The 21694-nt window shown below is 63.4% G+C and carries 23 protein-coding genes and 1 pseudogene; 16 read left to right on the top strand and 8 right to left on the bottom strand.

Annotated elements, in window-relative coordinates; translation table 11 throughout:
- Position 1 precedes the first annotated feature (1 nt).
- The 3 genes from cydB to cydC are packed head-to-tail and all read left to right on the top strand — an operon-like array spanning position 2 to position 4470.
- Positions 2–1045: a cytochrome d ubiquinol oxidase subunit II gene (gene cydB, locus ACFQ6H_RS05325; RefSeq protein WP_003939727.1), complete on the top strand. Its 1044-nt coding sequence runs from the start codon at positions 2–4 to the stop codon at positions 1043–1045.
- A gap of 58 nt (positions 1046–1103) precedes the next feature.
- Positions 1104–2792, top strand: a complete 1689-nt coding sequence (gene cydD / locus ACFQ6H_RS05330; RefSeq protein WP_378644484.1) for a thiol reductant ABC exporter subunit CydD — start codon at positions 1104–1106, stop codon at positions 2790–2792.
- Positions 2782–4470, top strand: coding sequence for a thiol reductant ABC exporter subunit CydC (gene cydC / locus ACFQ6H_RS05335; RefSeq protein WP_378644487.1), 1689 nt, complete (start codon positions 2782–2784; stop codon positions 4468–4470). The genes cydD and cydC overlap by 11 nt, the downstream gene beginning before the upstream one ends.
- A 233-nt stretch (positions 4471–4703) precedes the next feature.
- Here cydC and ACFQ6H_RS05340 read toward each other — a convergent pair.
- The 8 genes and pseudogenes from ACFQ6H_RS05340 to ACFQ6H_RS05375 all read right to left on the bottom strand — a co-directional run bounded on the left by ACFQ6H_RS05340 (position 4704) and on the right by ACFQ6H_RS05375 (position 9819).
- Positions 4704–5610: pseudogene (locus tag ACFQ6H_RS05340) on the bottom strand (type IV toxin-antitoxin system AbiEi family antitoxin domain-containing protein).
- Positions 5611–5754: 144 nt separating this feature from the next.
- Positions 5755–6393 carry an FABP family protein gene (locus ACFQ6H_RS05345; protein ID WP_214884598.1) on the bottom strand — a complete coding sequence of 213 codons (639 nt, stop codon included), beginning with the start codon at positions 6391–6393 and terminating at the stop codon, positions 5755–5757.
- A 258-nt stretch (positions 6394–6651) separates the two neighbouring features.
- On the bottom strand, positions 6652–6957 hold the full coding sequence (locus tag ACFQ6H_RS05350; protein ID WP_003939797.1) for a DUF1416 domain-containing protein: 306 nt from the start codon (positions 6955–6957) through the stop codon (positions 6652–6654).
- Between the two features lie 2 nt (positions 6958–6959).
- Positions 6960–7793, bottom strand: a complete 834-nt coding sequence (locus ACFQ6H_RS05355; protein WP_003939859.1) for a sulfurtransferase — start codon at positions 7791–7793, stop codon at positions 6960–6962.
- A 74-nt stretch (positions 7794–7867) separates the two neighbouring features.
- Positions 7868–8338, bottom strand: coding sequence for a DUF4395 domain-containing protein (locus ACFQ6H_RS05360; protein ID WP_378629730.1), 471 nt, complete (start codon positions 8336–8338; stop codon positions 7868–7870).
- A gap of 131 nt (positions 8339–8469) precedes the next feature.
- On the bottom strand, positions 8470–8556 hold the full coding sequence (locus tag ACFQ6H_RS05365) for a putative leader peptide (RefSeq protein ID WP_350318872.1): 87 nt from the start codon (positions 8554–8556) through the stop codon (positions 8470–8472).
- 10 nt (positions 8557–8566) lie between these two features.
- Positions 8567–9043, bottom strand: a complete 477-nt coding sequence (locus ACFQ6H_RS05370) for a thioredoxin family protein (RefSeq protein WP_378644490.1) — start codon at positions 9041–9043, stop codon at positions 8567–8569.
- Positions 9040–9819, bottom strand: a complete 780-nt coding sequence (locus ACFQ6H_RS05375; protein ID WP_347874593.1) for an LmeA family phospholipid-binding protein — start codon at positions 9817–9819, stop codon at positions 9040–9042. The genes ACFQ6H_RS05370 and ACFQ6H_RS05375 overlap by 4 nt, the downstream gene beginning before the upstream one ends.
- 141 nt (positions 9820–9960) lie before the next feature.
- On the opposite strand from ACFQ6H_RS05375, the gene ACFQ6H_RS05380 reads away from it, so the two are divergent.
- The 13 genes from ACFQ6H_RS05380 to ACFQ6H_RS05440 all read left to right on the top strand — a co-directional run bounded on the left by ACFQ6H_RS05380 (position 9961) and on the right by ACFQ6H_RS05440 (position 21600).
- Entirely contained in the window at positions 9961–10713 is a 753-nt protein-coding gene (locus tag ACFQ6H_RS05380) for a response regulator transcription factor (RefSeq protein WP_003939728.1), read from the top strand.
- Position 10714: 1 nt separating this feature from the next.
- The gene (mshD, locus tag ACFQ6H_RS05385) at positions 10715–11614 is read left to right on the top strand and encodes a mycothiol synthase (protein ID WP_378644493.1); all 900 of its coding nucleotides are present in this window, start codon (positions 10715–10717) and stop codon (positions 11612–11614) included.
- Positions 11615–11807: 193 nt separating this feature from the next.
- Entirely contained in the window at positions 11808–12926 is a 1119-nt protein-coding gene (gene pstS, locus ACFQ6H_RS05390) for a phosphate ABC transporter substrate-binding protein PstS (RefSeq protein WP_378644521.1), read from the top strand.
- A 68-nt stretch (positions 12927–12994) separates the two neighbouring features.
- Positions 12995–14086 (top strand): phosphate ABC transporter permease subunit PstC, encoded by a 1092-nt coding sequence (gene pstC / locus ACFQ6H_RS05395; protein WP_378531991.1) that lies wholly within the window; start codon positions 12995–12997, stop codon positions 14084–14086.
- A gap of 3 nt (positions 14087–14089) precedes the next feature.
- Entirely contained in the window at positions 14090–14998 is a 909-nt protein-coding gene (gene pstA, locus ACFQ6H_RS05400) for a phosphate ABC transporter permease PstA (RefSeq protein WP_003940100.1), read from the top strand.
- A gap of 58 nt (positions 14999–15056) precedes the next feature.
- Positions 15057–15833, top strand: coding sequence for a phosphate ABC transporter ATP-binding protein PstB (gene pstB, locus ACFQ6H_RS05405; protein ID WP_230814665.1), 777 nt, complete (start codon positions 15057–15059; stop codon positions 15831–15833).
- A 281-nt stretch (positions 15834–16114) separates the two neighbouring features.
- Positions 16115–16417 carry an urease subunit gamma gene (ureA, locus tag ACFQ6H_RS05410; protein WP_003939800.1) on the top strand — a complete coding sequence of 101 codons (303 nt, stop codon included), beginning with the start codon at positions 16115–16117 and terminating at the stop codon, positions 16415–16417.
- Positions 16414–16884, top strand: coding sequence for an urease subunit beta (gene ureB, locus ACFQ6H_RS05415; protein ID WP_007733849.1), 471 nt, complete (start codon positions 16414–16416; stop codon positions 16882–16884). Before ureA ends, ureB begins: the two co-directional genes overlap by 4 nt.
- Positions 16881–18590, top strand: coding sequence for an urease subunit alpha (locus ACFQ6H_RS05420; protein ID WP_378644496.1), 1710 nt, complete (start codon positions 16881–16883; stop codon positions 18588–18590). Before ureB ends, ACFQ6H_RS05420 begins: the two co-directional genes overlap by 4 nt.
- Before the next feature lie 4 nt (positions 18591–18594).
- Complete coding sequence (locus ACFQ6H_RS05425; RefSeq protein WP_378644498.1) at positions 18595–19284, top strand: urease accessory protein UreF; 690 nt, start codon at positions 18595–18597, stop codon at positions 19282–19284.
- Complete coding sequence (gene ureG, locus ACFQ6H_RS05430; RefSeq protein ID WP_347874591.1) at positions 19277–20026, top strand: urease accessory protein UreG; 750 nt, start codon at positions 19277–19279, stop codon at positions 20024–20026. Before ACFQ6H_RS05425 ends, ureG begins: the two co-directional genes overlap by 8 nt.
- Complete coding sequence (locus ACFQ6H_RS05435) at positions 20026–20763, top strand: urease accessory protein UreD (protein ID WP_378531996.1); 738 nt, start codon at positions 20026–20028, stop codon at positions 20761–20763. The genes ureG and ACFQ6H_RS05435 overlap by 1 nt, the downstream gene beginning before the upstream one ends.
- Positions 20764–20853: 90 nt before the next feature.
- The gene (locus ACFQ6H_RS05440) at positions 20854–21600 is read left to right on the top strand and encodes an SDR family oxidoreductase (RefSeq protein ID WP_378531999.1); all 747 of its coding nucleotides are present in this window, start codon (positions 20854–20856) and stop codon (positions 21598–21600) included.
- Positions 21601–21694 lie beyond the last annotated feature (94 nt).

A 21694-nucleotide genomic window follows, 5' to 3' on the forward strand; every position in this document is an offset into this window, starting at 1 on the left:
CATGGGACTTCAAGAAGTATGGTTCGTGCTCGTCGCAGTACTGTTCATCGGTTACTTCGTCCTCGAGGGGTTCGACTTCGGTGTCGGAATGCTCATGCCGATCGTCGGCAGAGGCAGTGACCTCCCGGCCGATACGCGTCGACGGGTGGCGCTCAACACGATCGGCCCGGTGTGGGACGGCAACGAAGTGTGGCTGATCACGGCCGGTGGCGCGATGTTCGCGGCGTTCCCGGAGTGGTACGCGACGTTGTTCTCCGGGTTCTATCTACCGTTGCTGATCATCCTGGTCGCCTTGATCGTTCGGATCTGCGCCATCGAATGGCGGAGTAAGATCGACGACGACAAGTGGCGTCAGCGTTGCGACTGGGGCATCATCTTCGGCTCCTGGGTCCCGGCAGTTCTCTGGGGCGTGGCTTTCGCGAACATCGTTCGGGGCGTGGCGATCAACGCCGACAAGCAGGTCGAGTCGGGATTCTTCGATCTGCTCAATCCTTACGCACTGCTCGGCGGTCTGACCACCGCGCTGGTGTTCGCTCTCCACGGCGCTGTGTTCCTGGCGCTCAAGAGTGCCGACGAGGTTCGTGAAGATGCCGTGAAAATTGCTGCACGACTGGCAATTCCAGCTATTCCGGTCGCCGGCGGATTCGTCCTGTGGACGCAACTCGCCTACGGCAAGGGATGGACTTGGATTCTGGTAGCCGCCGCTGCTGCCGCACTGATCGGCGTCGTCTTCCTGACGCGGGCCGAGCGCGAAGGGTGGGCCTTCGTTCTCACCTGTGTGGCCGTCATCGCCACTGTCGTGCTGCTGTTCGCCTCGCTGTTCCCGAACGTCATGCCGTCGACGCTTGATCCGGCGTACAGCCTGACCATCGAGAACGCGTCGTCGAGTCCGTACACGCTCAAGGTGATGACGTGGGCCGCGGCATTCATGACGCCGGTGGTGATCATCTACCAGGGTTGGACGTACTGGGTGTTCCGTCAACGCATCTCCTCCAAGCAGATTCCGGCGTCGATCGGCCTGCGATTCAAGGAGAAGACGTGGTAGTGGCAAACCCGCAATCACACAAGATTCGAATCACGAAAGAACTGACGGTCGAATTCACGTGACTATCGAAGTAGGCGACGCTCCCACCACTCGGGAGCGTCGCCGGGGGCCGATCGACCCGCGGCTGTGGCGACATTCCGCTTCTGCGCGCGGCTATCTGATCCTGACTGTTGCTCTGTCGATGGTGAACGTCGTGATGGTCATCGTCGCGGCGCTCATGATCGGCCGGGTGCTGGCCGGAGTGATCACCACTCGAACTGTGGATGTTTCTTCGTGGACAACCGAATTGGTTGTTCTAGGCGCAGCTGTGGCGGTCCGAGTTCTGGGGACTTGGCTGCAGACCAGGTATGCGCACCGGGCGTCGACTCGCGTGGTTGCCGAGATCAAGAACGGCGTGCTGACGTCGGCGACGGCGATGAGCCCTCGCGATCTCGATCCTCGGCGCGACGAGATCGCGACCGTGGTCACCCGCGGTGTCGACGGCCTTGGCCCGTACCTGACGGGATACCTTCCGGCTCTGGTCCTGTCGGTGACGCTGACACCCATCACCCTGATAGTCATTGCGGTGCAGGACATGACGTCTGCGGTCATCATCTTCGTGACGCTGCCGCTGATCCCCATCTTCATGATTCTGATCGGCTTGCTGACAAAGGGTAAGTCGGAGAAGACGCTGGCAGCGATGACCACGTTGTCTTCGCAACTGCTCGATCTGCTTGCCGGTTTGCCGACGCTTCGGGCGCTCGGTCGTCAGCAAGGTCCTGCCGAGCGCGTCCGTGAACTCGGTGACGCTCATCGGCGAACGACGATGTCCGCCCTCCGCGTCGCGTTCCTGTCCTCGATGGTGTTGGAACTGCTCGCAACACTCTGCGTTGCATTGGTGGCCGTGAGCATCGGCCTGCGACTGGTGTACGGGGACATGACACTCGAGCCGGGGATAGTCGCGTTGATCCTCGCGCCCGAGGTATACCTGCCGCTCCGAATGGTGGGAACCCAGTTCCATGCCGCCGAGGACGGAATGGCCGCAGCCGACAAGGCATTCGAGGTTATCGAGGCTGATTCTGCCGCGCCGGAGGGTGGTAGCGCGACGGTAGTCGCTCGCGGCGCCGACATCGTCTTCGACGGCCTCGGTGTGGCCTCTCGTGGGGGAGTCGCGCCGTCTGAACTGTCCGCGGTTGCGTCTCCAGGAAAGATCACGGTGCTCACCGGTCCCAACGGCTGCGGCAAGTCGACGGCAGTGCACGCGCTACTCGGGTTGATCGAACCGAGCAGTGGGCGCGTGACCGTCGCCGGCGTCGATGTCCGAGACCTGGACGAGCACGCGTGGTGGAGTCAGTTGGCCTGGCTACCGCAACATCCGGTCCTCCTGCCGGGCACCATTCGCGAGAACCTCGATCTCACCGGGGCTGTCGAGTCGCAGGCGTTGGCTCGAGCTGCGGCCGCGACGGGATTCGACGCGGTACTGGCCGAGCTGCCTGCGGGCGTCGAGACCGTGATCGGCGTCGGCGGCACTGGTCTGTCGTTGGGGCAGCGGCAGCGCCTGGCCCTGACACGCGTCCTCGCCTCCAACCGCGCGGTTCTTGTCCTGGACGAACCCACCGCTCACCTCGACTCCGATTCGGAAGGGACAGTGTTGGCTTCTCTGAGAGCACGAGCGGAGCGCGGCGACACCGTGGTCGTGATCGGCCACCGTCCGAGTGTGCTCGCCGCGGCTGACCGGATTGTCGAGGTACACGCTCATGAGAAGTGATACTCACGATCCGCTTCTGCGTGCTCTGCGGCTACTGGAACTTCGGCCACGACGAGTACTGACGGCGGTAGCGGCGGGCGTCGCAACACTCGGCAGCGCCCTCGCCTTGGCCGCGCTGTCTGCGTGGTTGATCACGCGGGCCTGGGAGATGCCTCCCGTTCTCGACCTCAGTGTTGCGGTGGTTGCCGTACGCGCATTGGGAATCTCGCGTGGTGTCTTCCGCTATCTCGAGCGATTGACGACGCATGACGTCGCGTTGCGCGGCACCACCGCAGCGCGGTCGAGGATCTACCAGCAGTTGGCAGCGGGAGATCCCGCGGCCGCCGCCGGACTACGACGCGGTGACCTGCTCTCACGTACCGGCGCCGATGTGGACGCGTTGGGCGACGTCGTCGTCAAAGCGCTGATCCCGATTGCGGTTTCGATTGTCCTCGCGTTCGCTGCGGTGGGAATCTTGTTGTTCATCTCAGTTCCGGCCGCGCTCATTCTCGCTGTTGCGCTCGCGGTGTCCGGGATCGCGGCACCCTGGCTGTCGGCTCGTGCTGCTCGACTCGCCGAAGCCGACAGTTCTGCTGCCGCAGCGCGATTCAGTGAGTCCGCGGTGACGGCCCTCGACCATTCCGCCGAGCTCCGGGTATCGGGTCGCTTGGATCAAGCAGTGAGCGAGGCTGTGTCCGCCGAGAACGAGGTGGTCGACGCGACCGATCGTGCGGCGGTACCGAGTGCCTTTGCCGCCGCTGCGACGCCTCTCGCAATCGGCGTGAGCGTCCTCGGGGCTCTACTGATCGGAATCGCGCTCTACGGAACCACCGACATGTCACCGATGTCCATGGGAATCCTTGTACTGCTTCCCCTGTCGGCTTTCGAGGGAACCGCGATACTGCCCAGCGCAGCGGTGGCATTGACCAAGGCGCGGCTGGCGTCGGCGCGCATCATGGCGGTTCTCGATCGCGCAGCCGAGGAGCACGTCGAAGGCGACCGTGCGTGGCCGGAGGACGGGGTCCTGAGTGTGCACGCGTTGCGGGCGGGTTGGCCCGGGGGGAAGGTGACCGAACCGCTGTCGGTGGATCTTCCTCGCGGTGCTCGTGTTGCCGCCATCGGCGAGAGTGGATCGGGAAAGACCACTGCACTGATGACGATGGCGGGACTGCTGCCGCCCGTCGCGGGAACAGTTCGTGTTGACTCGGTGGACGTTTCGGATATCGATCCGGCCGAGCTGCGTCGGCACGTGGGGTACTTCGCCGAGGACGCACACCTCTTCGAGACGTCGGTACTCGAGAACCTGCGCGTTGCACGCGGTGACCTCACGGCCGAGGACGCGGAGAAAGCACTTGCTGCAGTCGGTCTTGGGGAGTGGCTGTCGGAACTGCCGGACGGGCTCGACACCTACCTGGTCGGCGGTATGCGAGCGGTTTCGGGCGGTGAGCGTCGTCGGTTGCTGTTGGCACGCGCGATCGTCTCGCCCGCGGAGGTACTGCTGCTCGACGAGCCGACCGAGCACATGGACGCGGAGGCAGGCGCTCAGTTGCTTCGGGAGTTACTCGATCGCGACGGAATGCTGGTCGATTCTTCGCGAACGGTTGTTGTCGTCACTCACCAACTTCCGGCCGGTACTAGAGCTGACCAGGTGATATGCGTCGGAAAAGTTTCTGTGGAAAATACGTTGCCGTCATCGTGAAGTGGGCGTACTTTCTCCAGTACACAAGGAAGGAGGTGGTCTGAAATTGAAGTACAGACGGACGCGTGAGGTGGCTGCCAGCTAGCCGCAATCGCTGACGGAATTCACTTACCGCGCGAGCGGCCGGCGAATCCCAGGCAGCCACCCGACCCCCGAGCCCCCGATCAGTCCGACCGGGATCCGCGTGAAAGCGTGGGTGTGGCTCGGGGGTCGCTTCGTGCTGTGCGCCTTTGTTAACCCCCGGCGGTTAATAAAGGCGCACAGCGTGGACAAGGATTAGGCCCCCACCATCCACCGCGCTCGAGGACCGCTCTGACCTCGGCTGCAGTTCGGCACGAGGCTCCCTCCACCTCTTCCCAACCGAAGACCAGTGTGGCGTTGCCTGACAGTTCGGATGCGTTTCCTCGCCGACGATCACGCAGTGCAGTCGCCCGAGAAGAGTGGAAGGCAAATCCGTCGAGTCGAACGATCAGTGCGACACCGCAATTGCGGTAGTCGACGTCCTCGTAGAGAGTTCTGCCGTCAACGAGGACCGGCGATTGCCGTCGTGCTTCCGGCAAACCGTGTGCGCGCTCGATTTCGATTGCGTAGCGATGTTCGAGTACTGACTGGACGCCGCGATCCAAGAGGTCCAGTGTCGAGGACAGCGCTTTCACATATCGCCTCGGCCGGCGGCACTCCATTCGGGTGCGTAATTCCATCCGCGACAGCGCGTGAACGATGAACGATCACTCCGGGATGAGCAGTGGACCACCCCAACGGAACGGGGCGCGTCGGGGAGCGTTCAGGTCTGAACGTCGGATTCTGACAGCGCGAGGATCGGCCGTATCGGACCGTGATGTGGACCGGCAGTTCGGACTCGATGTGTGTGAGTCCCCACTCTTCGGCAGCAGTCCGGTGACTCAGATATGTTTCACCGCCGCCGAACAGAAGTGCAGCTTCGAGAATCATTGCTCGGTTGAGTGGGCCGTTGGTACTGGATTGAACACCGTGGAGGACGGTCGTCCATTGACCCGATTCGACCAGATGTTGGATGCGCCGCGGCGAATAGCCGAAAGGGCGCAGTTGTTTATTGGTCGCGAGTCCGTGTTGGAAGTCGAAGAGTCTTCGGAGATCAGGATCGATGTAGTCGCAGCTCATGCGAATACCGTGAGATCGCAGTCCGACAGGAATCGGCCGAAGATGCCGCACGGAAGCTCGCTTGTGGAATTTGACGGTGCCTGTGGATAAATCTGCTGTGCGCCTTTATTAACCGCCGGGGGTTAATAAAGGCGCACAGCAGGACTAGCCGATGTAGCGCGTCAGCCGCGCCGAGAGACGCGGTTCCAGGCCACCGTCAGACATGATCCGCTCTTCGACGTACGCGAGGTCGCCGCCTTCGACGATGCCGTACAGACGCTTCGCGCCGCCGTACAGTGCACCGGACTGGCTGCGGATCACCACGTCGGTGGCAAGTTCCCACGATGCCTGGGTGAGTGCGCGCCCGTAGTACATTTCGACGACGCCGGAGCTGTGGCTGAGCAGGAGTTCGACGACTTCCTGGTTGACGCTGCCGGGGATGCCGTCGCCGCCCATGCGCCAGTAACCGCTCTCGCGCAGATCGGGGCTCACGTACTCGCCCTCGGCGTCGAGACGCCAGGACCGGGACTCCCAATTGAGGTAGGGGCCACCGTCGTGAGAGATGACGATCTGCTGACCGAAGGCGTAGTCGCCGGTCTCGTCGTGTCCTTCGCCTTCGCCGCGCCAGACGCCGACGAGGGGGAGTAGTGCGAGGAGTTCGGGATTGATGTCCGGGCCGAGGCGCAGGTTTGCGGTGTCCTCGGGCAGCGGAAGGTCCGGCAGGGTCGGAATGTTGAGTGACGCCGTCGACTTGGAGCGCTCGACGGCGATGGCGACAGCTTCGTCCCCGCTGCCGCGCCTCACGGCACCTGCAGCGGCGGAATCGTCAGCGGTCGCGTCGGACCCTGAATCCGGAGCCTGACTCACGACTCGTCGGTGACCAAGCGGTACACGACGTACACGGAGAACCAAGCGATCATGACGGATGCGAGTGCGAGGAGTACCTCGAAGAAAATGACCACGGGTACATCTTAGACCGCGGCGACCGACCGGAAAAATCGGGCGCCGGAATGCAGAAGGCCCCGCACCGAAGGGGTGCGGGGCCGCCTGACAAAGCAGGAATTACTTGCTGACGGTCACGTCCACGTTGTGCACGCCCGAGCCCTCGGGAGCGACGGTGGAGGTGCCGTTGCCCGAGCTGGACAGCGCACGCACGGTCCACTCGCCCGGAGCGGCGAAGAAGCGGAAATCGCCGGTTCCCGATGCCACGACCTCGGCTGTGAACTCTCCGGAGCCGTCGAGCAGACGCACGAATGCGCCGCCGATGGGCTGGCCGTCAGCTGCGAGAACGCGGCCGGTGATGACCGTTTCCTTCTCGACGTCGACGCCGGCAGGCAGGGTCTGGCCCTGGGTAGGTGCTCCACACATGATCAGGCTCCCAATTCGATCGGTGCGCCGACGAGTGAGCCGTATTCGACCCAGCTGCCGTCGTAGTTCTTGACGTTGTTCTTGCCGAGGATCTCCTGCAGGACGAACCAGGTGTGGCTCGAACGCTCGCCGATGCGGCAGTAGGCGATCGTTTCCTTGGTGTCGTCGAAGCCCTTCTCCGCGTACAGCTTGGCGAGGTCGTCGTCCGACTTGAAAGTGCCGTCCTCGTTGGCGGTGGTGCTCCACGGGATGTTGATGGCGCCGGGGACGTGGCCGCGCTGCTGTGCCTGCTCCTGCGGAAGGTGCGCGGGAGCGAGGATCTTGCCGGAGAACTCGTCAGGGCTGCGAACGTCGACGAGGTTCTTGCTGCCGATGGCGTCGATGACCTCGTCGCGGAATGCGCGGATCGAGAAGTCGGGGGTCTCGGCCTTGTACTGCGTGGCTTCGCGGTTGACGGCATCCTTGGAGAGCGGGCGTCCGTCGAGTTCCCACTTCTTGCGGCCGCCGTCGATCAGCTTGATGTCCTGGTGGCCGTACAGCTTGAAGTACCAGTACGCGTATGCGGCGAACCAGTTGTTGTTGCCACCGTAGAGAACGACGGTGTCGTCGTTCGCAATGCCCTTGGCGGAGAGCAGATCCGAGAACTGCTCCTGGTTCAGGAAGTCGCGTCGGACGCCGTCCTGGAGGTCCTTGCGCCAGTCGAGCTTGACTGCACCCTCGATGTGCCCGCCGTCGTATGCGCTGGTGTCCTCGTCCACCTCGACAAAAACGGTCTTGGGGGTGTTGAGGTTCTGCTCAGCCCAGTCAGCGGAGACTAGGACGTCGGAGCGAGCCATGGTGTTCCTTTCGATGTGGTCTTGCATCGGTCGATATCTAGCAGGGGTTCAGCAGGGTTGTGTGGCAAGCGCTTTCACGCGGGGGTAGCGCGGCCGGTATTTCGCAGCCTTGCGACGAGTGGGTAGATCTGGCAGCCGAGGCAGATGCCGAACGCGGCGTTGAGTAGGGCCGCGAACAAGGCGAACCCGGTGGCAACGGTGCCGACGATCGTCGACCCGGCCAGGAAACCGACCGTGCCGGCGAGTGCGAAGACGAAGCCGACGAACTGCGCGAAGCGAAGTGGCGCTACGGGTTCGCGTTCGCTGACCGGCGAGATTCGCGGCGCGACGAGCTTGCCGAAGATCTGGCCGTACGGGCTGCGCTTGGGACCGAGTACCGCTCCGACCGCGAAGACGATCGCCTGCAGGGCGAGAAGCACTGTGGCGGCGGGCAGTGAGAAGGTCGAGAGGATGAGCGTGAGGACGAGAACGCCGGTGGTGACCCACGCGGCGAATCGAGGTCCGCGGACGTCGACTTGCTCGAGCTGGGGTGTGGTTGTGGACATCGGGAGTGCTCCTGCGCTGGGTTGCATGATGCTGTGCCTGGACCGAGAAAACGGGACGTCAAAGTCCCACTCGGTGGATTGATCACGTGAGCGAAAGCTCGAAGGTCAGAGAGATCTGACGGATGTGGTGATCAGCAACAGGTACAGCAACAGCCCCCGAGGCGGCACAGGTCTACTGCGCGGCGTCGGGTGAGCATCAGCTCGTGGCGGGTTTGCACGTCGGCGAGTTTACCCCGAATTCTCGGATTTTGGCTCGTGGGGTCCGGATAGTGGTACGAGCGCAGCTTTCAGGTCGGCTGCGGACGGCACTCCTGACACTCGGAACTGTTCGTCGAGTCCACCGTCGAGGATAAAGGTGGTGGGTAGGGACAGGACGCTCATTTCGCGTGCCAGGGCCGGTTCCTTGTCGATGTCGAGTTCGATCTCCACCGGCGGACGGTGAGCGTCGGCCATCGAAACCACGACCTGGCCGACGACGCGCCGTACTGCTGCACACGGTCCGCACCAGTCGGCGGAGAAATGCAGTACGACGGGTCCGCCGTTCGGCGATGCGACACCGGCGGCGCTCAGCAGTTCGAGGCGGCTGTCGGTGCTGCCGACTGCGGACGTGGTGGTGGCCCGGACCGCTCCGTTGCGCGATTTGAGAAAGAGCCCGACCGCGACGACGGCTACGAGCGCGACCAGCAGAATTGTGATCCCGGTCATCGGTTCTGCAGCTCTGCGAGATCGATCGTCGTGTTTTCGGCGCTGCCTTCGATCACGATTCTTCCGCCTTCTGCGTAGACCAGGCTCGGCTGGATTCCGTAGGGGAGTGCCTGCGGATCGATCGTGTAGCTGAACAATCCGAGGACTACGGGTTCGAGTGCTGCGGGAATCGAGAAATCGGCTTTGCCCTCGGGACCGAAGTACAGGTTGCTGGCGACGATCTTGACCTGCCCACCTTCCAGAACCAGGTTGGCCTGCACGCTCACGGCAGTCTCGACCGGGCCGACGGCAACCGTTCCGGTCAGCACGACGGCGCCCGCGGTGCTGGCGCCCGTTCCGCCGCTGCCCCCGGTGCCGTCCGACTTGTTGGCCGGCGGCGAAGATACCTGCAGGTCAGGGATGTTCAGCAACTTTCCGAGATCGGTGGCGTTGATTCCCATCCGGCCGTCGAGTTTGTCGACGGGGAGCTGGGTGACGTTGCCGTTCACGATGTCGGAGAAGGGCACGGTGACCCCGCGCAGGTTGGCCTCGACGGTCACTTCGCCGACCACGTCGCTCTGGACGCCGGTGGCTCTGACGTAGACGTCCTTGTACTTCCCACCGAGTGCCTGGGTGAGGAAGGGGAACCCGTTGAAGGTGACCTCGGGGTCCGCCTCGAGTGACGCGCCGGTTCGGAGCTCGCGGGAAACCCGGTACTCGGCGTACGCGGCAGCGCCGAAATCGGCCACCAGTCCGAGGCCGAGGAGGAAGACGATGCCGATGATCAGTTTGCGCACCGCACCATTGTGGCGGACTCCGGTCGGGGTTCGATGCGACGGCCCCGGTACCAGGCACGCTAATGTAGTGACCGACCAAAAGCGTCGAACTACTCGAGCGTTGCCCTCGCGGGTTGCGCGGGCTACTAGATAGGAGGCCGTGTGGAACTGCTCCTCCTCACCTCCGACCCCAACCCGGAAGCTGTACTACCGGCGTTGGCGTTGCTGGCGCACTCGGTTCGGCCTGCCCCCACAGAGGTTTCCTCGCTTCTCGAAGCGAGTTCCGCGGACGTGGCGTTGGTAGATGCGCGCACCGATCTTGCTGCCGCGCGCGGTTTGTGTCGACTGCTCGGAAGCACGGGATCTGCAGTACCTGTGGTCGCCGTACTCACCGAAGGCGGACTCGTCGCAGTCAATGCCGACTGGGGGCTGGACGACATCCTGCTTCCCGGTACCGGTCCGGCGGAGGTGGACGCCCGATTGCGGTTGTTGGTCGCCCGCAGCGGCGGTGTGGCCAGTCCGGAAGCGTCGGGAAAGATCACGCTGGGCGAATTGGTTATCGACGAGGGGACGTACACGGCACGACTGCGTGGACGGCCCCTTGATTTGACTTACAAGGAATTCGAGCTGCTCAAGTACCTCGCGCAGCACGCCGGGCGTGTATTCACCCGTGCGCAGTTGTTGCAGGAAGTGTGGGGTTACGACTTCTTCGGTGGCACCAGGACGGTTGACGTCCACGTGCGTCGTCTGCGGGCGAAACTCGGCACCGAATACGAGTCCTTGATCGGTACAGTCCGAAATGTCGGATACAAGGCAGTGCGTCCGACCAGGGCCAAGGGCGGCGCTGCTGCTCCCGTTCAGTTCGAGGACGACGAAGACGTCGACTACGACGCGGCCGACGGTTCGGTGGTCTGACGTGGGTTGGACCGATTCGCTGCCGGCCGGATCCGCCGAGCAGGTTTCCGCGCTGCTCGATCGCGCGACCGAGTTCGACGGCAAGGCTCCGGTGTCGGAGCAGGGGCGACATGCCGTTGCCGGACGCGGTGCAGCACGACACTTCCTCGAGTTCGACGGCGATGCCGTCGTCGGTTACGCACAGCTGCAAGCCGGTTCGGACGAGCATCCTGACATGGCGGAGTTGGTGGTCGACCCGCAGGCACGGCGCCGCGGCATCGGAACCAGGCTTGCCGCAGCGGTATTCGACGAGGGTCGTTCAGGCACACGCGTCTGGGCGCACGGAAACATAGACGCTGCAGAGGAATTCGCCAAGAGTCTCGATCTGGTCAGTGTGCGTGAGCTCCTCCAGTTGCGTCGACCTCTCGATGCTCCGCAGCTTCCGGAAATCGTTGTGCCCGAGGGTGTAACGATGCGGACGTATCGCGGACCCGAAGACGATTCCGAGATCCTTCGCGTCAATAATGCGGCGTTCTCCTGGCACCCCGAGCAGGGCGGCTGGACCCAGTCGGAGATCGACGAGAGAACGGCCGAAGGGTGGTTCGATCCCGCCGGTCTGTTCATGGCGTTCGCGGACACCGATCCCGACACTCTTCTCGGCTTTCACTGGACCAAGGTGCACGCGCCCGAAGGCGATGATCCGGAGCTGGGGGAGGTGTACGTCGTGGGCATCGATCCTGCGGCACAGGGACGCGGCCTCGGCCGAGTGCTGACCCTCGCGGGCATGCATTACCTGCGTGATCGTGGCCTCGGAACCGTCCTTCTGTACGTCGAAGGCGACAACACTGCCGCCCTGCACACGTACGAGCGTCTCGGCTTCGATCGGTTCCACGTGGACATGGCTTACGCCCGCGCGCGCTGACGTCACAGTCGAACACGCAGAAATGTCTGGTCTGTTCATTCTCCGTTAACCATGTGTGGTCCAACCGGACACCGCGCCCGCCTACTTTTCTCTGTGGGCAGCGCCGTGTTGCCTGATGCAGATTTCAATCATTCTGCATCTCATGTCGCCGCCCGATCGTGGGCGTGGCGGTAGCGATTTCCGGAGGATCTTGGTGAATCTCAAGCGCAGTGGTGCCCTGCTCGGTGTAGTGGCCGTGGGCGCCATGACCTTGGCCGCATGTGGCAGCGACAACAACTCGTCGTCGACGGGTGTGGACGCGTCCTCATCGAACGCAACGTGCGAAGGCAAGAGCAACCTCTCTGCCGCTGGTTCCTCGGCACAGAAGAACGCCATGGACCAGTTCGTCGCCACCTACATCTCCGTGTGCCAGGAAAAGGGCAAGACGGTCAACGTCGCTTACAACCCCAGCGGTTCGGGTGACGGACGTACGCAGTTCATCGCCAAGCAGATCGACTTCGCGGGCTCCGACTCGGCCATCAAGGACGAGCAGGCCGACAAGGCCAAGGAGCGTTGCGTCGGCGGCGAAGCCTGGAATCTTCCCCTCGTCTTCGGCCCCATCGCAGTTGCATACAACCTCGACGGCGTCGACAGGCTCGTTCTCAACGCAGAGGTTCTCGCGAAGATCTTCAACGGTGGCATCACGAACTGGAACGATCCGGCAATCGCCGCGCTGAACTCCGGAGCAAAGCTTCCTGACGAGAAGATCACCGCCGTGATCCGCTCCGATTCCTCGGGCACCACGGACAACTTCCAGAAGTACCTCGACGCAGCGTCGAACGGTGCTTGGACTTCGGGTGCGGGCTCCGACTTCACCGGTGGCGTCGGTGAGGGCGCCAAGGGTTCGGCCGGAGTAGCACAGGCAGTATCCACCGCACCGGGTTCGATCACCTACGTCGAGAAGTCGTTCGCGGATCAGAACAAGCTCTCGGTTGCCGAGATCAACACGGGCTCCGAGGCAGTCGCACTGACCAACGATTCGGCTTCCAAGTCGATCGCCGGTGCCAAGTTCAAGTCCGACGCCACCGGCGACCTGACGCTCGACCTCGCGTCGATCTTCAAGACCAACGAAGCCGGCGCGTACCCGCTCGTGCTCGCCACCTACTCGATCGTGTGCTCCAAGGGCTACGACGCCGACACCTCCGCAGCTGTGAAGTCGTTCCTGACCAGCGCAGCAAACGAGGGACAGGCCAACCTGGCCGAGCAGGGCTACGTTCCGCTGCCCTCGAACGTCCAGGATCGACTCAACGCATCCATCTCGGCAATCAGCTGAGCTGACCTGCGGACTCGTGCGGACAAGCCCATGGATCTACATTCAGACGTGAAGGAACGTGAGCGCACATGAGTGACGCGCCCATCACCTCGACATCTCGTTCTCCCGGCCCCGCAACCAGCGGGGCCGGGGTGGGCGGTCCGAACGGCACCACGGAGGACACGATTACTTCCACCAAGGCCCAGGCCACCGAGCAGTCACCGAAGGGTGACGGCCCGGGTACCGGCACAGCAAAGACCGTGACCCGTCCGGGCGACCGCATCTTCAGCTCGCTCGCTTCCGGTTCGGCCATCTTCATCACCGTCGTCATCGCGGCGATCGGTGCGTTCCTGATCTGGCGGGCGATCCCCGCACTGAGCCGGAACCAGGTCAACTTCCTGACCAGCTCCCAGTGGGTGACGCAGAACATCAACGAGATGGCATTCGGTGTCCTCGACCTCTTCCAGGTCACGGTCCTCGTCTCGCTCTTCGCGCTGGTGCTCGCGATGCCGATCGCACTGGGTATCGCGATCTTCCTGACCTCGTACTCACCCAAGTGGCTCACCCGGCCGCTGTCGTACACGATCGATCTCCTCGCGGCAGTGCCGTCCATCGTCTACGGCCTGTGGGGACTTCTCGTGTTCGCACCGGCGATCACCCCGGTCGCGGTGTGGCTCAACAAGACTTTCGGCTGGTTCCCGCTCTTCGCCGACGGCAGCGGATCGATCACCGGCGGCGGCACCATCTTCACCGCAGGCATCGTCCTGGCGGTGATGATCCTCCCGGTCATCACCGCAGTGACCCGCGAGGTGTTCATCCAGACTCCGCGATCACAGATCGAAGCCGCACTCGCACTCGGCGCCACGCGCTGGGAAGTTGTGCGCACCACGGTCATCCCGTTCGGTAAGTCCGGCTACATCAGCGGATCGATGCTCGGTCTCGGACGCGCACTCGGTGAAACGATGGCGCTGTACCTGATCCTGCGCACCACCTCTCAGGCCTTCGGCTGGTCGCTGTTCGACGGCGGCTCGACCATCGCCTCCAAGATCGCCCTCGGCTACGCGGAGTTCAACAACGACATCCAGGCAGGCGCGTACATCGCGGCCGGACTGGTGCTGTTCGTACTGACCTTCGTCGTCAACGCGGCTGCCCGCGCAGTGATCGCCGGAAAGAAGGACTGACCTATGACCTCCACTCTGGACCGGCCGGTCAAGGCCCCCACTTTCCAAGGCGTCGGTGCCCGTCGTCGCGCCAAGGACGTCATCGCGACCATCTTGGTCAGCCTGGCAGTTGTCATCGCGCTCATCCCGTTGGTCTGGGTGCTCTTCACGGTCATCGCCAAGGGCTTGCCCGCTCTGACGTCGCCGACGTGGTTCACCAACTCGCTCAGCGGATTGACGGCGTCGGCCGACGGCGGCGGTATCTATCACGCGTTGATCGGCACCCTGCTGCAAGGCATCGTGTGCGCGGTCTTCTCCATCCCGCTCGGTATCTTCGTCGCGATCTACCTGGTGGAGTACGCCGACCGGAAGTCGAAGCTCGGCAAGCTCACCACGTTCATGGTCGACATCCTCAGCGGTGTTCCGTCGATCGTGGCCGCGCTCTTCATCTACGCCCTGTGGATCGCGACCTTCGGCTTCCCCAAGTCCGCGTTCGCCGTGTCACTGGCTCTGGTCCTTCTGATGGTCCCGGTCGTCATCCGCTCCACCGAGGAAATGCTGCGCATCGTCCCGATGGATCTGCGAGAGGCGTCGTACGCGCTCGGCGTGCCGAAGTGGAAGACCATCTCGAAAATCGTTCTGCCGACGGCACTTCCCGGCATCATTACCGGCGTGATGCTGGCCCTGGCCCGCGTGCTCGGTGAGACCGCACCGCTGCTGATCCTCGTCGGCTACGCACCGTTCATCAACTTCGACCTGTTCAACGGTGAAATGGGCACTCTGCCTTCCGTCATGGTCGCCGAGATGAACAACCCCACCGACGCCGGCACCAACCGCATCTGGGGCGCAGCGCTGACCCTGATCCTGCTGATCGCGATCCTCAACATCGTCGCGAAGCTGATCGGTCACTTCTCACAGGTCAGAAGCAAGTGATGCGGCCTCGGAACATGTTCGTACTCAACAGCGTCAACAACTCAGTAGGGAGCCGGTAATGGCCAAGCGTCTGGATCTCAAGGACGTCAACATCTACTACGGCAAGTTCCACGCCGTCGCCGATGTGGGCCTGTCCGTCCCGCCCCGGAGTGTCACCGCCTTCATCGGCCCGTCCGGCTGCGGCAAGTCCACCGTTCTTCGTTCGCTCAACCGCATGCACGAAGTGATTCCCGGTGCGCGCGTCGAGGGTTCGGTCTTGCTCGACGGTGAAGACATCTACGGTTCGAACGTCGATCCCGTCGGTGTTCGCAAGACCATCGGCATGGTCTTCCAGCGACCCAACCCGTTCCCGACCATGTCCATCCGGGACAACGTCGTCGCGGGCTTGAAGTTGCAGGGCGAGCGCAGCAAGAAGAAGCTCGACGAGGTGGCCGAGCGTTCGCTGCGCGGCGCCAACCTGTGGAACGAGGTCAAGGATCGCCTCGACAAGCCCGGTGGTGGCCTCTCAGGCGGTCAGCAGCAGCGTCTGTGCATCGCGCGTGCCATTGCCGTCTCGCCCGACGTCCTGCTCATGGACGAGCCGTGCTCCGCGCTCGACCCGATCTCGACTCTGGCGATCGAGGACCTGATCACCGAACTGAAGAAGGACTTCACCATCGTCATCGTCACGCACAACATGCAGCAGGCTGCGCGTGTGAGTGACCAGACGGCGTTCTTCAACCTCGAGGCAACCGGTAAGCCCGGTCAGCTCGTCGAGATCGACGACACCGAGAAGATCTTCTCGAACCCGACACAGAAGGCCACCGAGGACTACATCTCCGGCCGCTTCGGATAAGTCCGGGGATTGCACACTGCACGACCATGTTTCACCCCCGTTTCCAACAGGAGACGGGGGTGAAACTTTTTGGTTGTGGTGATAGTTCCCACTCCGGTGCGCACAGCTGAGCGTCGTTGGGCGCCCGAATAATTCGATGAGCAGCGCAAGTGTGCCGAGTGGGTGCTGAAGTAGCCGACGATGTGAATCTCGTGGATACTGACGACGCTTCGGGCAATGCTAATCTCGGCCCGACAGCACGCTGTCGATCGATGTCGTTTCACAACCGGAAGGGCTTGTCAGTGCATCTCACCCCTTCAGATACCGAAAAGCTGCTCCTGAGCGTTGCGGGCATGGTCGCCCGCGACCGCCGCGAGCGCGGGGTACTGCTGAACTACCCCGAAGCGATGGCCCTGATCTCGTGTTGGATTCTCGAGCGCGCGCGTGACGGAATGACGGTTGCGGAACTGATGAACGCCGGTCGGCAAGTGCTCACCCGCGACGACGTGATGGAAGGGGTACCAGAGATGATTGCAAACGTCCAGGTGGAGGCCACTTTCCCGGACGGTCGCAAGCTGGTCACCGTGACGGAGCCCATTCGATGATCCCCGGTGAGGTACGTGTGTCCACCGAACCGCTCGAGTTCGGCACGGACGCGGAAAAGATCACGATGGTCGTCGTCAACGACGGCGATCGTCCCATTCAGATCGGTTCGCATCTCCATCTGCCGGCCGCCAACCCGGCGCTGACCTTCGATCGCGAAGCGGCAGACGGTTTCCGGCTCGACATCCCCTCGGGAACGTCGGTTCGGTTCGAACCGGGGGTGAGCAGGACGGTGACACTGATCGCGCTCGGCGGACTCAAAAGGGTCCCGGGCCTGCAGATCGTGCCGGACGAAGACCTGCCGACGCATGCGCGTGAGCCCAAGACCGTCATGCCGTTCGGCACACCCGGCGTCGAGGTCGAAGAGCCGTTGCGAGCGTCCTCGGTGAACGTTCGCGTGAGTGATGTTCCAGTCGAGGCGGATTCACCGGATGACGCCGCGACGACAGTTGAGAGGACAGCCGAATGAGCAGGATCGATCGACGCGGCTACGCCTCCCTGTACGGCCCGACTGCAGGCGACCAGATCCGTTTGGCCGACACAGATCTGTGGATCGAGATCGAGCACGACTACACCGCGACCGGCGACGAGATGGTCTTCGGCGGCGGTAAGAGCATCCGCGAGTCGATGGGCCAGGGCCTGACCACTCGTGATCAGGGTGCTCTCGACGTCGTCATCACCAACACGGTGATCCTCGATCACTGGGGAATTGTCCGGGCAGACGTCGGAATTCGCGACGGACGCATCGTTGCGATCGGCAAGTCCGGTAACCCAGACATCATGAACGGTGTTCACCCCAAGCTGCTCATCGGGCCGAGCACCGACGTGATCGCCGGCGAGGGAAAGATCCTCACCGCGGGTGCGATCGACACTCACGTGCACTTCCTCAGTGAAGTCGAGATGATGGAAGCACTCGCCACTGGTACGACGACGGTGGCGGGCGGCGGAACGGGGCCCACCGAAGGAAGCAAGGCAACCACCGTCACGCCCGGCGCCTGGTCGCTGACGATGATGCATCGGGCCCTCGACCACATCCCGCTCAACGTACTTCTTCTCGGCAAGGGCAGCACCGTCAGCCATGAGGCCATGCGCCAGGAAGCTCTCGCGGGCGCAGGCGGATTCAAGGTTCACGAGGACTGGGGTTCCACTCCGGCCGCGATCGACGCCGCTCTGCGAGCAGCCGACGAGTTCGGCCTCCAGGTAGCGCTGCACGCCGACAGTCTCAACGAAACCGGTTACGTACAGCATACTTTGGACGCTATCGCCGGACGCGGAATCCACGTATTCCATGCGGAAGGTGCCGGCGGCGGGCACGCGCCGGACATCATCGTGACCGCGGGTGAGCCGAACGTTCTTCCGGCATCGACCAATCCGACGTTGCCGCATACCGTCAACACGGTTGCCGAGCACCTCGACATGCTCATCGTGTGCCATGCGCTCAATCCCCGGGTTCCGGAGGACCTTGCCTTTGCCGAGTCTCGAATCCGCCCGACAACGATTGCGGCGGAAGACTTTCTGCACGACATCGGAGCCATCTCCATCACCTCGTCCGATGCCCAGGCTATGGGCCGTATCGGCGAGGTGACTCTGCGGACGTGGCAGGTGGCCCACGTCATGAAGGCCCAGTACGGAAAGCTGGGCACCAGCATGCCGGCCGACAACGAGCGTGCGCGGCGCTACGTCGCCAAGTACACGATCTGCCCCGCGGTGGCACACGGTATCGATCACGAAATCGGATCGGTCGAGGCAGGGAAGATGGCAGACCTGGTGCTGTGGGACCCCGCTTTCTTCGGAGTCCGTCCTTCTGCCGTGATCAAGGGTGGGGCGATAGTTGCTGCGCCGCTCGGTGATCCGAACGCTGCGATCCCGACCCCGCAGCCGGTGTTCGTTCGCCCGGCCATCGCGGCAACCCCTGGGTCGGCGCCGCACCTGTCCACGACGTTCGTCTCGCCGATGGCCATCGAGGACGGTCTGGCCGATCGTCTCGGTCTCACCCGCAGCCTTACCGGCGTTCGTCCGACGAGGCACCTCACCAAGGCGGATATGCCGAACAACACGGCACTGCCGTCCATCGACGTCGATCCGGAGACGTTTGCCATCAAGGTCAACGGCGACCTGATCGCGCCCAACCCCGTTGACGTAGTGCCGATGGCTCAGCGCTACATGCTGTTCTGAAACCATGTCAATCGAGATGGCGTCTGCCGAGATATCGTCGATGCTCTTGGCAGACGGGCGTCTGCCTACGGGCGGCCACGCGCACTCGTCGGGGTTGGAACCGGCACTGGTGGGCGGACTCCTGCAGAGTCAGGTCCCTGACTTCATCCGGGGGCGACTCGAAACAGTAGGGCTGGTCGAGGCCGCTGCAACGGTGATTACGCGGCGTTGGGCCGTAAGCGCGGGTAGTGCAGCCGAACTCGAGGACATCTCGAGAGAACTGCTCGCTCGGACTCCCAGCGCACCGCTGCGTGAGGCGTCGATTCAACTCGGACGCGGGCTGGCAAGGCTGGCGTCGCGATTGTGGCCGCACCACCCCGCGGTGCAGATCCTCATGGCTCTGCCCGGGCATCCGATGCGTCCGCTCGCATTGGGAGTCTTCACGGCGATCTCCGGGATGGACGACCTACAGGCAGCTAGATCCTGTCTGTACGACGACGCTCAAACGGTGGCGTCGGCAGCATTGAAGCTACTGCCGGTGGATCCGGCAGAACCGGTCGAATGGCTGCTCCGAGCCGCCTCGACCATCGAAACCGTCGCCGCGGCTGCCGTAGCAGTCGACGGCGTCACAGATATACCCGCAACAACAGGACCGTTGGTCGAACAATGGTCACTCGAACACCACGCTCGATCCAGGAGGATTTTCCGTGCTTGACAACCTGAACAACACCGCCACTGCTGCAAGAGGTTTGAGGCTCGGCGTCGCCGGACCGGTTGGCACCGGCAAAAGTACCCTCATCGCCACCATCTGCCGCGAACTCGCGTCGGAGTACGAGATCGCGGTTGTCACCAACGACATCTACACCGACGAGGACGCACGACTGTTGCGCGCGGCCAACGTTCTGCCGATCGAGCGCATCGTCGCAGTCGAGACGGGCGCGTGCCCGCACACGGCAATTCGTGACGACGTCACACCGAATCTCATTGCGGTCGAAGACCTCGAGCGTCAGTTCCATCCCCTCGACATGGTGATCGTGGAAAGCGGCGGTGACAATCTGACCGCCACGTTCAGTCCGGCCTTGGTCGACGCCCAGATCTTCTGCATCGACGTCGCCGGCGGCGGAGACGTCGCACGCAAGGGTGGTCCCGGAATCGAGCGGGCAGATCTGTTGGTTGTCAACAAGATCGACCTGGCCCCGTACGTCGACGTCGACGCGGTCCAGATGGTTGCCGATGCCACGGCCGCGCGTGACGGACTTCCCGTTCTCGCGCTCAGCCAGAAGGATCACGCCACGATCGACCAGCTCAGCGCGTGGCTTCGCCAGGTCATCGCAGCTCATCGCGCGGGTAGCCACACCCCGCAGGATCCGGGACCGATGGCACCGCACTTCCATGCCGATGAAGAAGACCACGACCACGGACACGGTCACGGGCACAGTCACTCTCACGCTCACTGATGAGCACCGGAGCTACGCGGGTTGTCGTCGAGCGAGTGGGGGACACCGCTGTTGCGCGAGAGCTGATCTCGGGCGACTTCCTGGCCCCGCGATTCGTCGACGCTCGCGAGCTCACCGTGCGAATTGCCTTGGTAGGGCACAGCGCAACGCTGCTTGCCGGTGACGACCTGCGTATCGAATTCGTGGTCGCACCGGGTACGTGTCTCGAGGTGATCGAGCCTTCAGGGACCGTCGCGTACAACGCGCGCGGTGGCCGGGCGTCGTGGTCGGCATCAGCGAGCGTCGGCGCGGGTGCGGCGCTGATCTGGCGTGCGGCACCGTTTGTCGTCGCCGGCGGCGCGGATGTGACCAGGCGCGTGGATATTTCGCTGGAATCCGACGCGGTGGCGCTGCTCGACGAGATGATCGTGTTCGGCCGGACCGGCGAAACCGGCGGTGCACTTCGCTCGGATCAGCGAATCACCGTCGACGGTGACGCGCTTCTCGTGGAAACACTCGACCTGCGAAGCGTGCCGGGCCGTTCGCTGCCGGGAATTCTTGGTGGTCATCGCGTGCTCGGTACAACCATGCTGTTGGGGATGAAGACTTCCGACGACGTCGAAGGGCACGTGACGCCGCTGGCGGGACCGGGGATGCTGGCCCGGGCTGTGGCCGACCACGCACACGAGGCGAGCGAAGCGTTGGATCCGGTCTGGTCGCAGTGGCGGGCACGGGTCTCGGAGAAGTACAGCGACTGATCTGCCCGACCGTCACACTCCGGGCGGCTGCATCGTCCACTATGTGACCAGGCCGAAGAGAGCCGGGCGCACAGGTTTGACGGAGGCATCATGCGAATTGTTGTTCTGGGCGGAACCGGCCAGATGGGAAAACTGGTCGTAGAGCAGGCCAAGGCAAGGGGCCATGACGTGGTCGCTGCCGCTCGATCGACGGGAGTCGACATCTCCACGGGTGCCGGGTTGGACGAAGCGGTTGCCGGCGCCGACGTGGTTGTCGACGTGAGCGATCACGTCACCAACAGTGCCAAGAAGGCGATCGAGTTCTTCGAGACCGGAGCGAGGAATATCGCCGCGGCCGAAACCAGAGCCGGCGTGAAGCACCACGTGTTGCTTTCGATCGTGAACTGCGACGATCCGCAGCTGAAGTCGTTCGGGTACTACCAGGGAAAAGCTGCCCAGGAACGCGCGGTGGAAGCGTCGGGCGTTCCCTTCACGATCCTGCGATCCACTCAGTGGTTCGAGTTCGGCGAGAAGACCATCGCCCTCTTCGGACTGGGGCCGATCGCGATGGTTCCCCGGATGCGGTCACAACCGGTGGCAGCGAAGACCGTTGCCGAGGCGCTCGTGACCTGTGCTGAGAACGGTCCGACCGGTAGGGCCCCAGACCTGGCCGGGCCCGAGGTCCTCGAGATCCCGGCCATGACGCGCGAGATCTTGAAATACCGTGGCCGGCGCAGATTGCTGATCCCGATCTCGATGCCGGGAGCGGGTAAGGCGATGAAGGGTGGGGCGCTGTTGCCCGGGCCTGGATCGACAACTGCGGGACCCACGTTGGAAGCCTGGTTGCACGAGAACTGAATAGGAAAGGCGGCCCCCCCCCAGGCCCGCCCCCCAATAATAAACGTGTCGGGGGGGTTCAGTTATACGGGGAAGAAGTTATGGTTTAGAGCAA

The sequence above is a fragment of the Rhodococcus sp. NPDC056506 genome (genome assembly GCF_042794945.1).
GTDB lineage: Bacteria > Actinomycetota > Actinomycetes > Mycobacteriales > Mycobacteriaceae > Rhodococcus_F.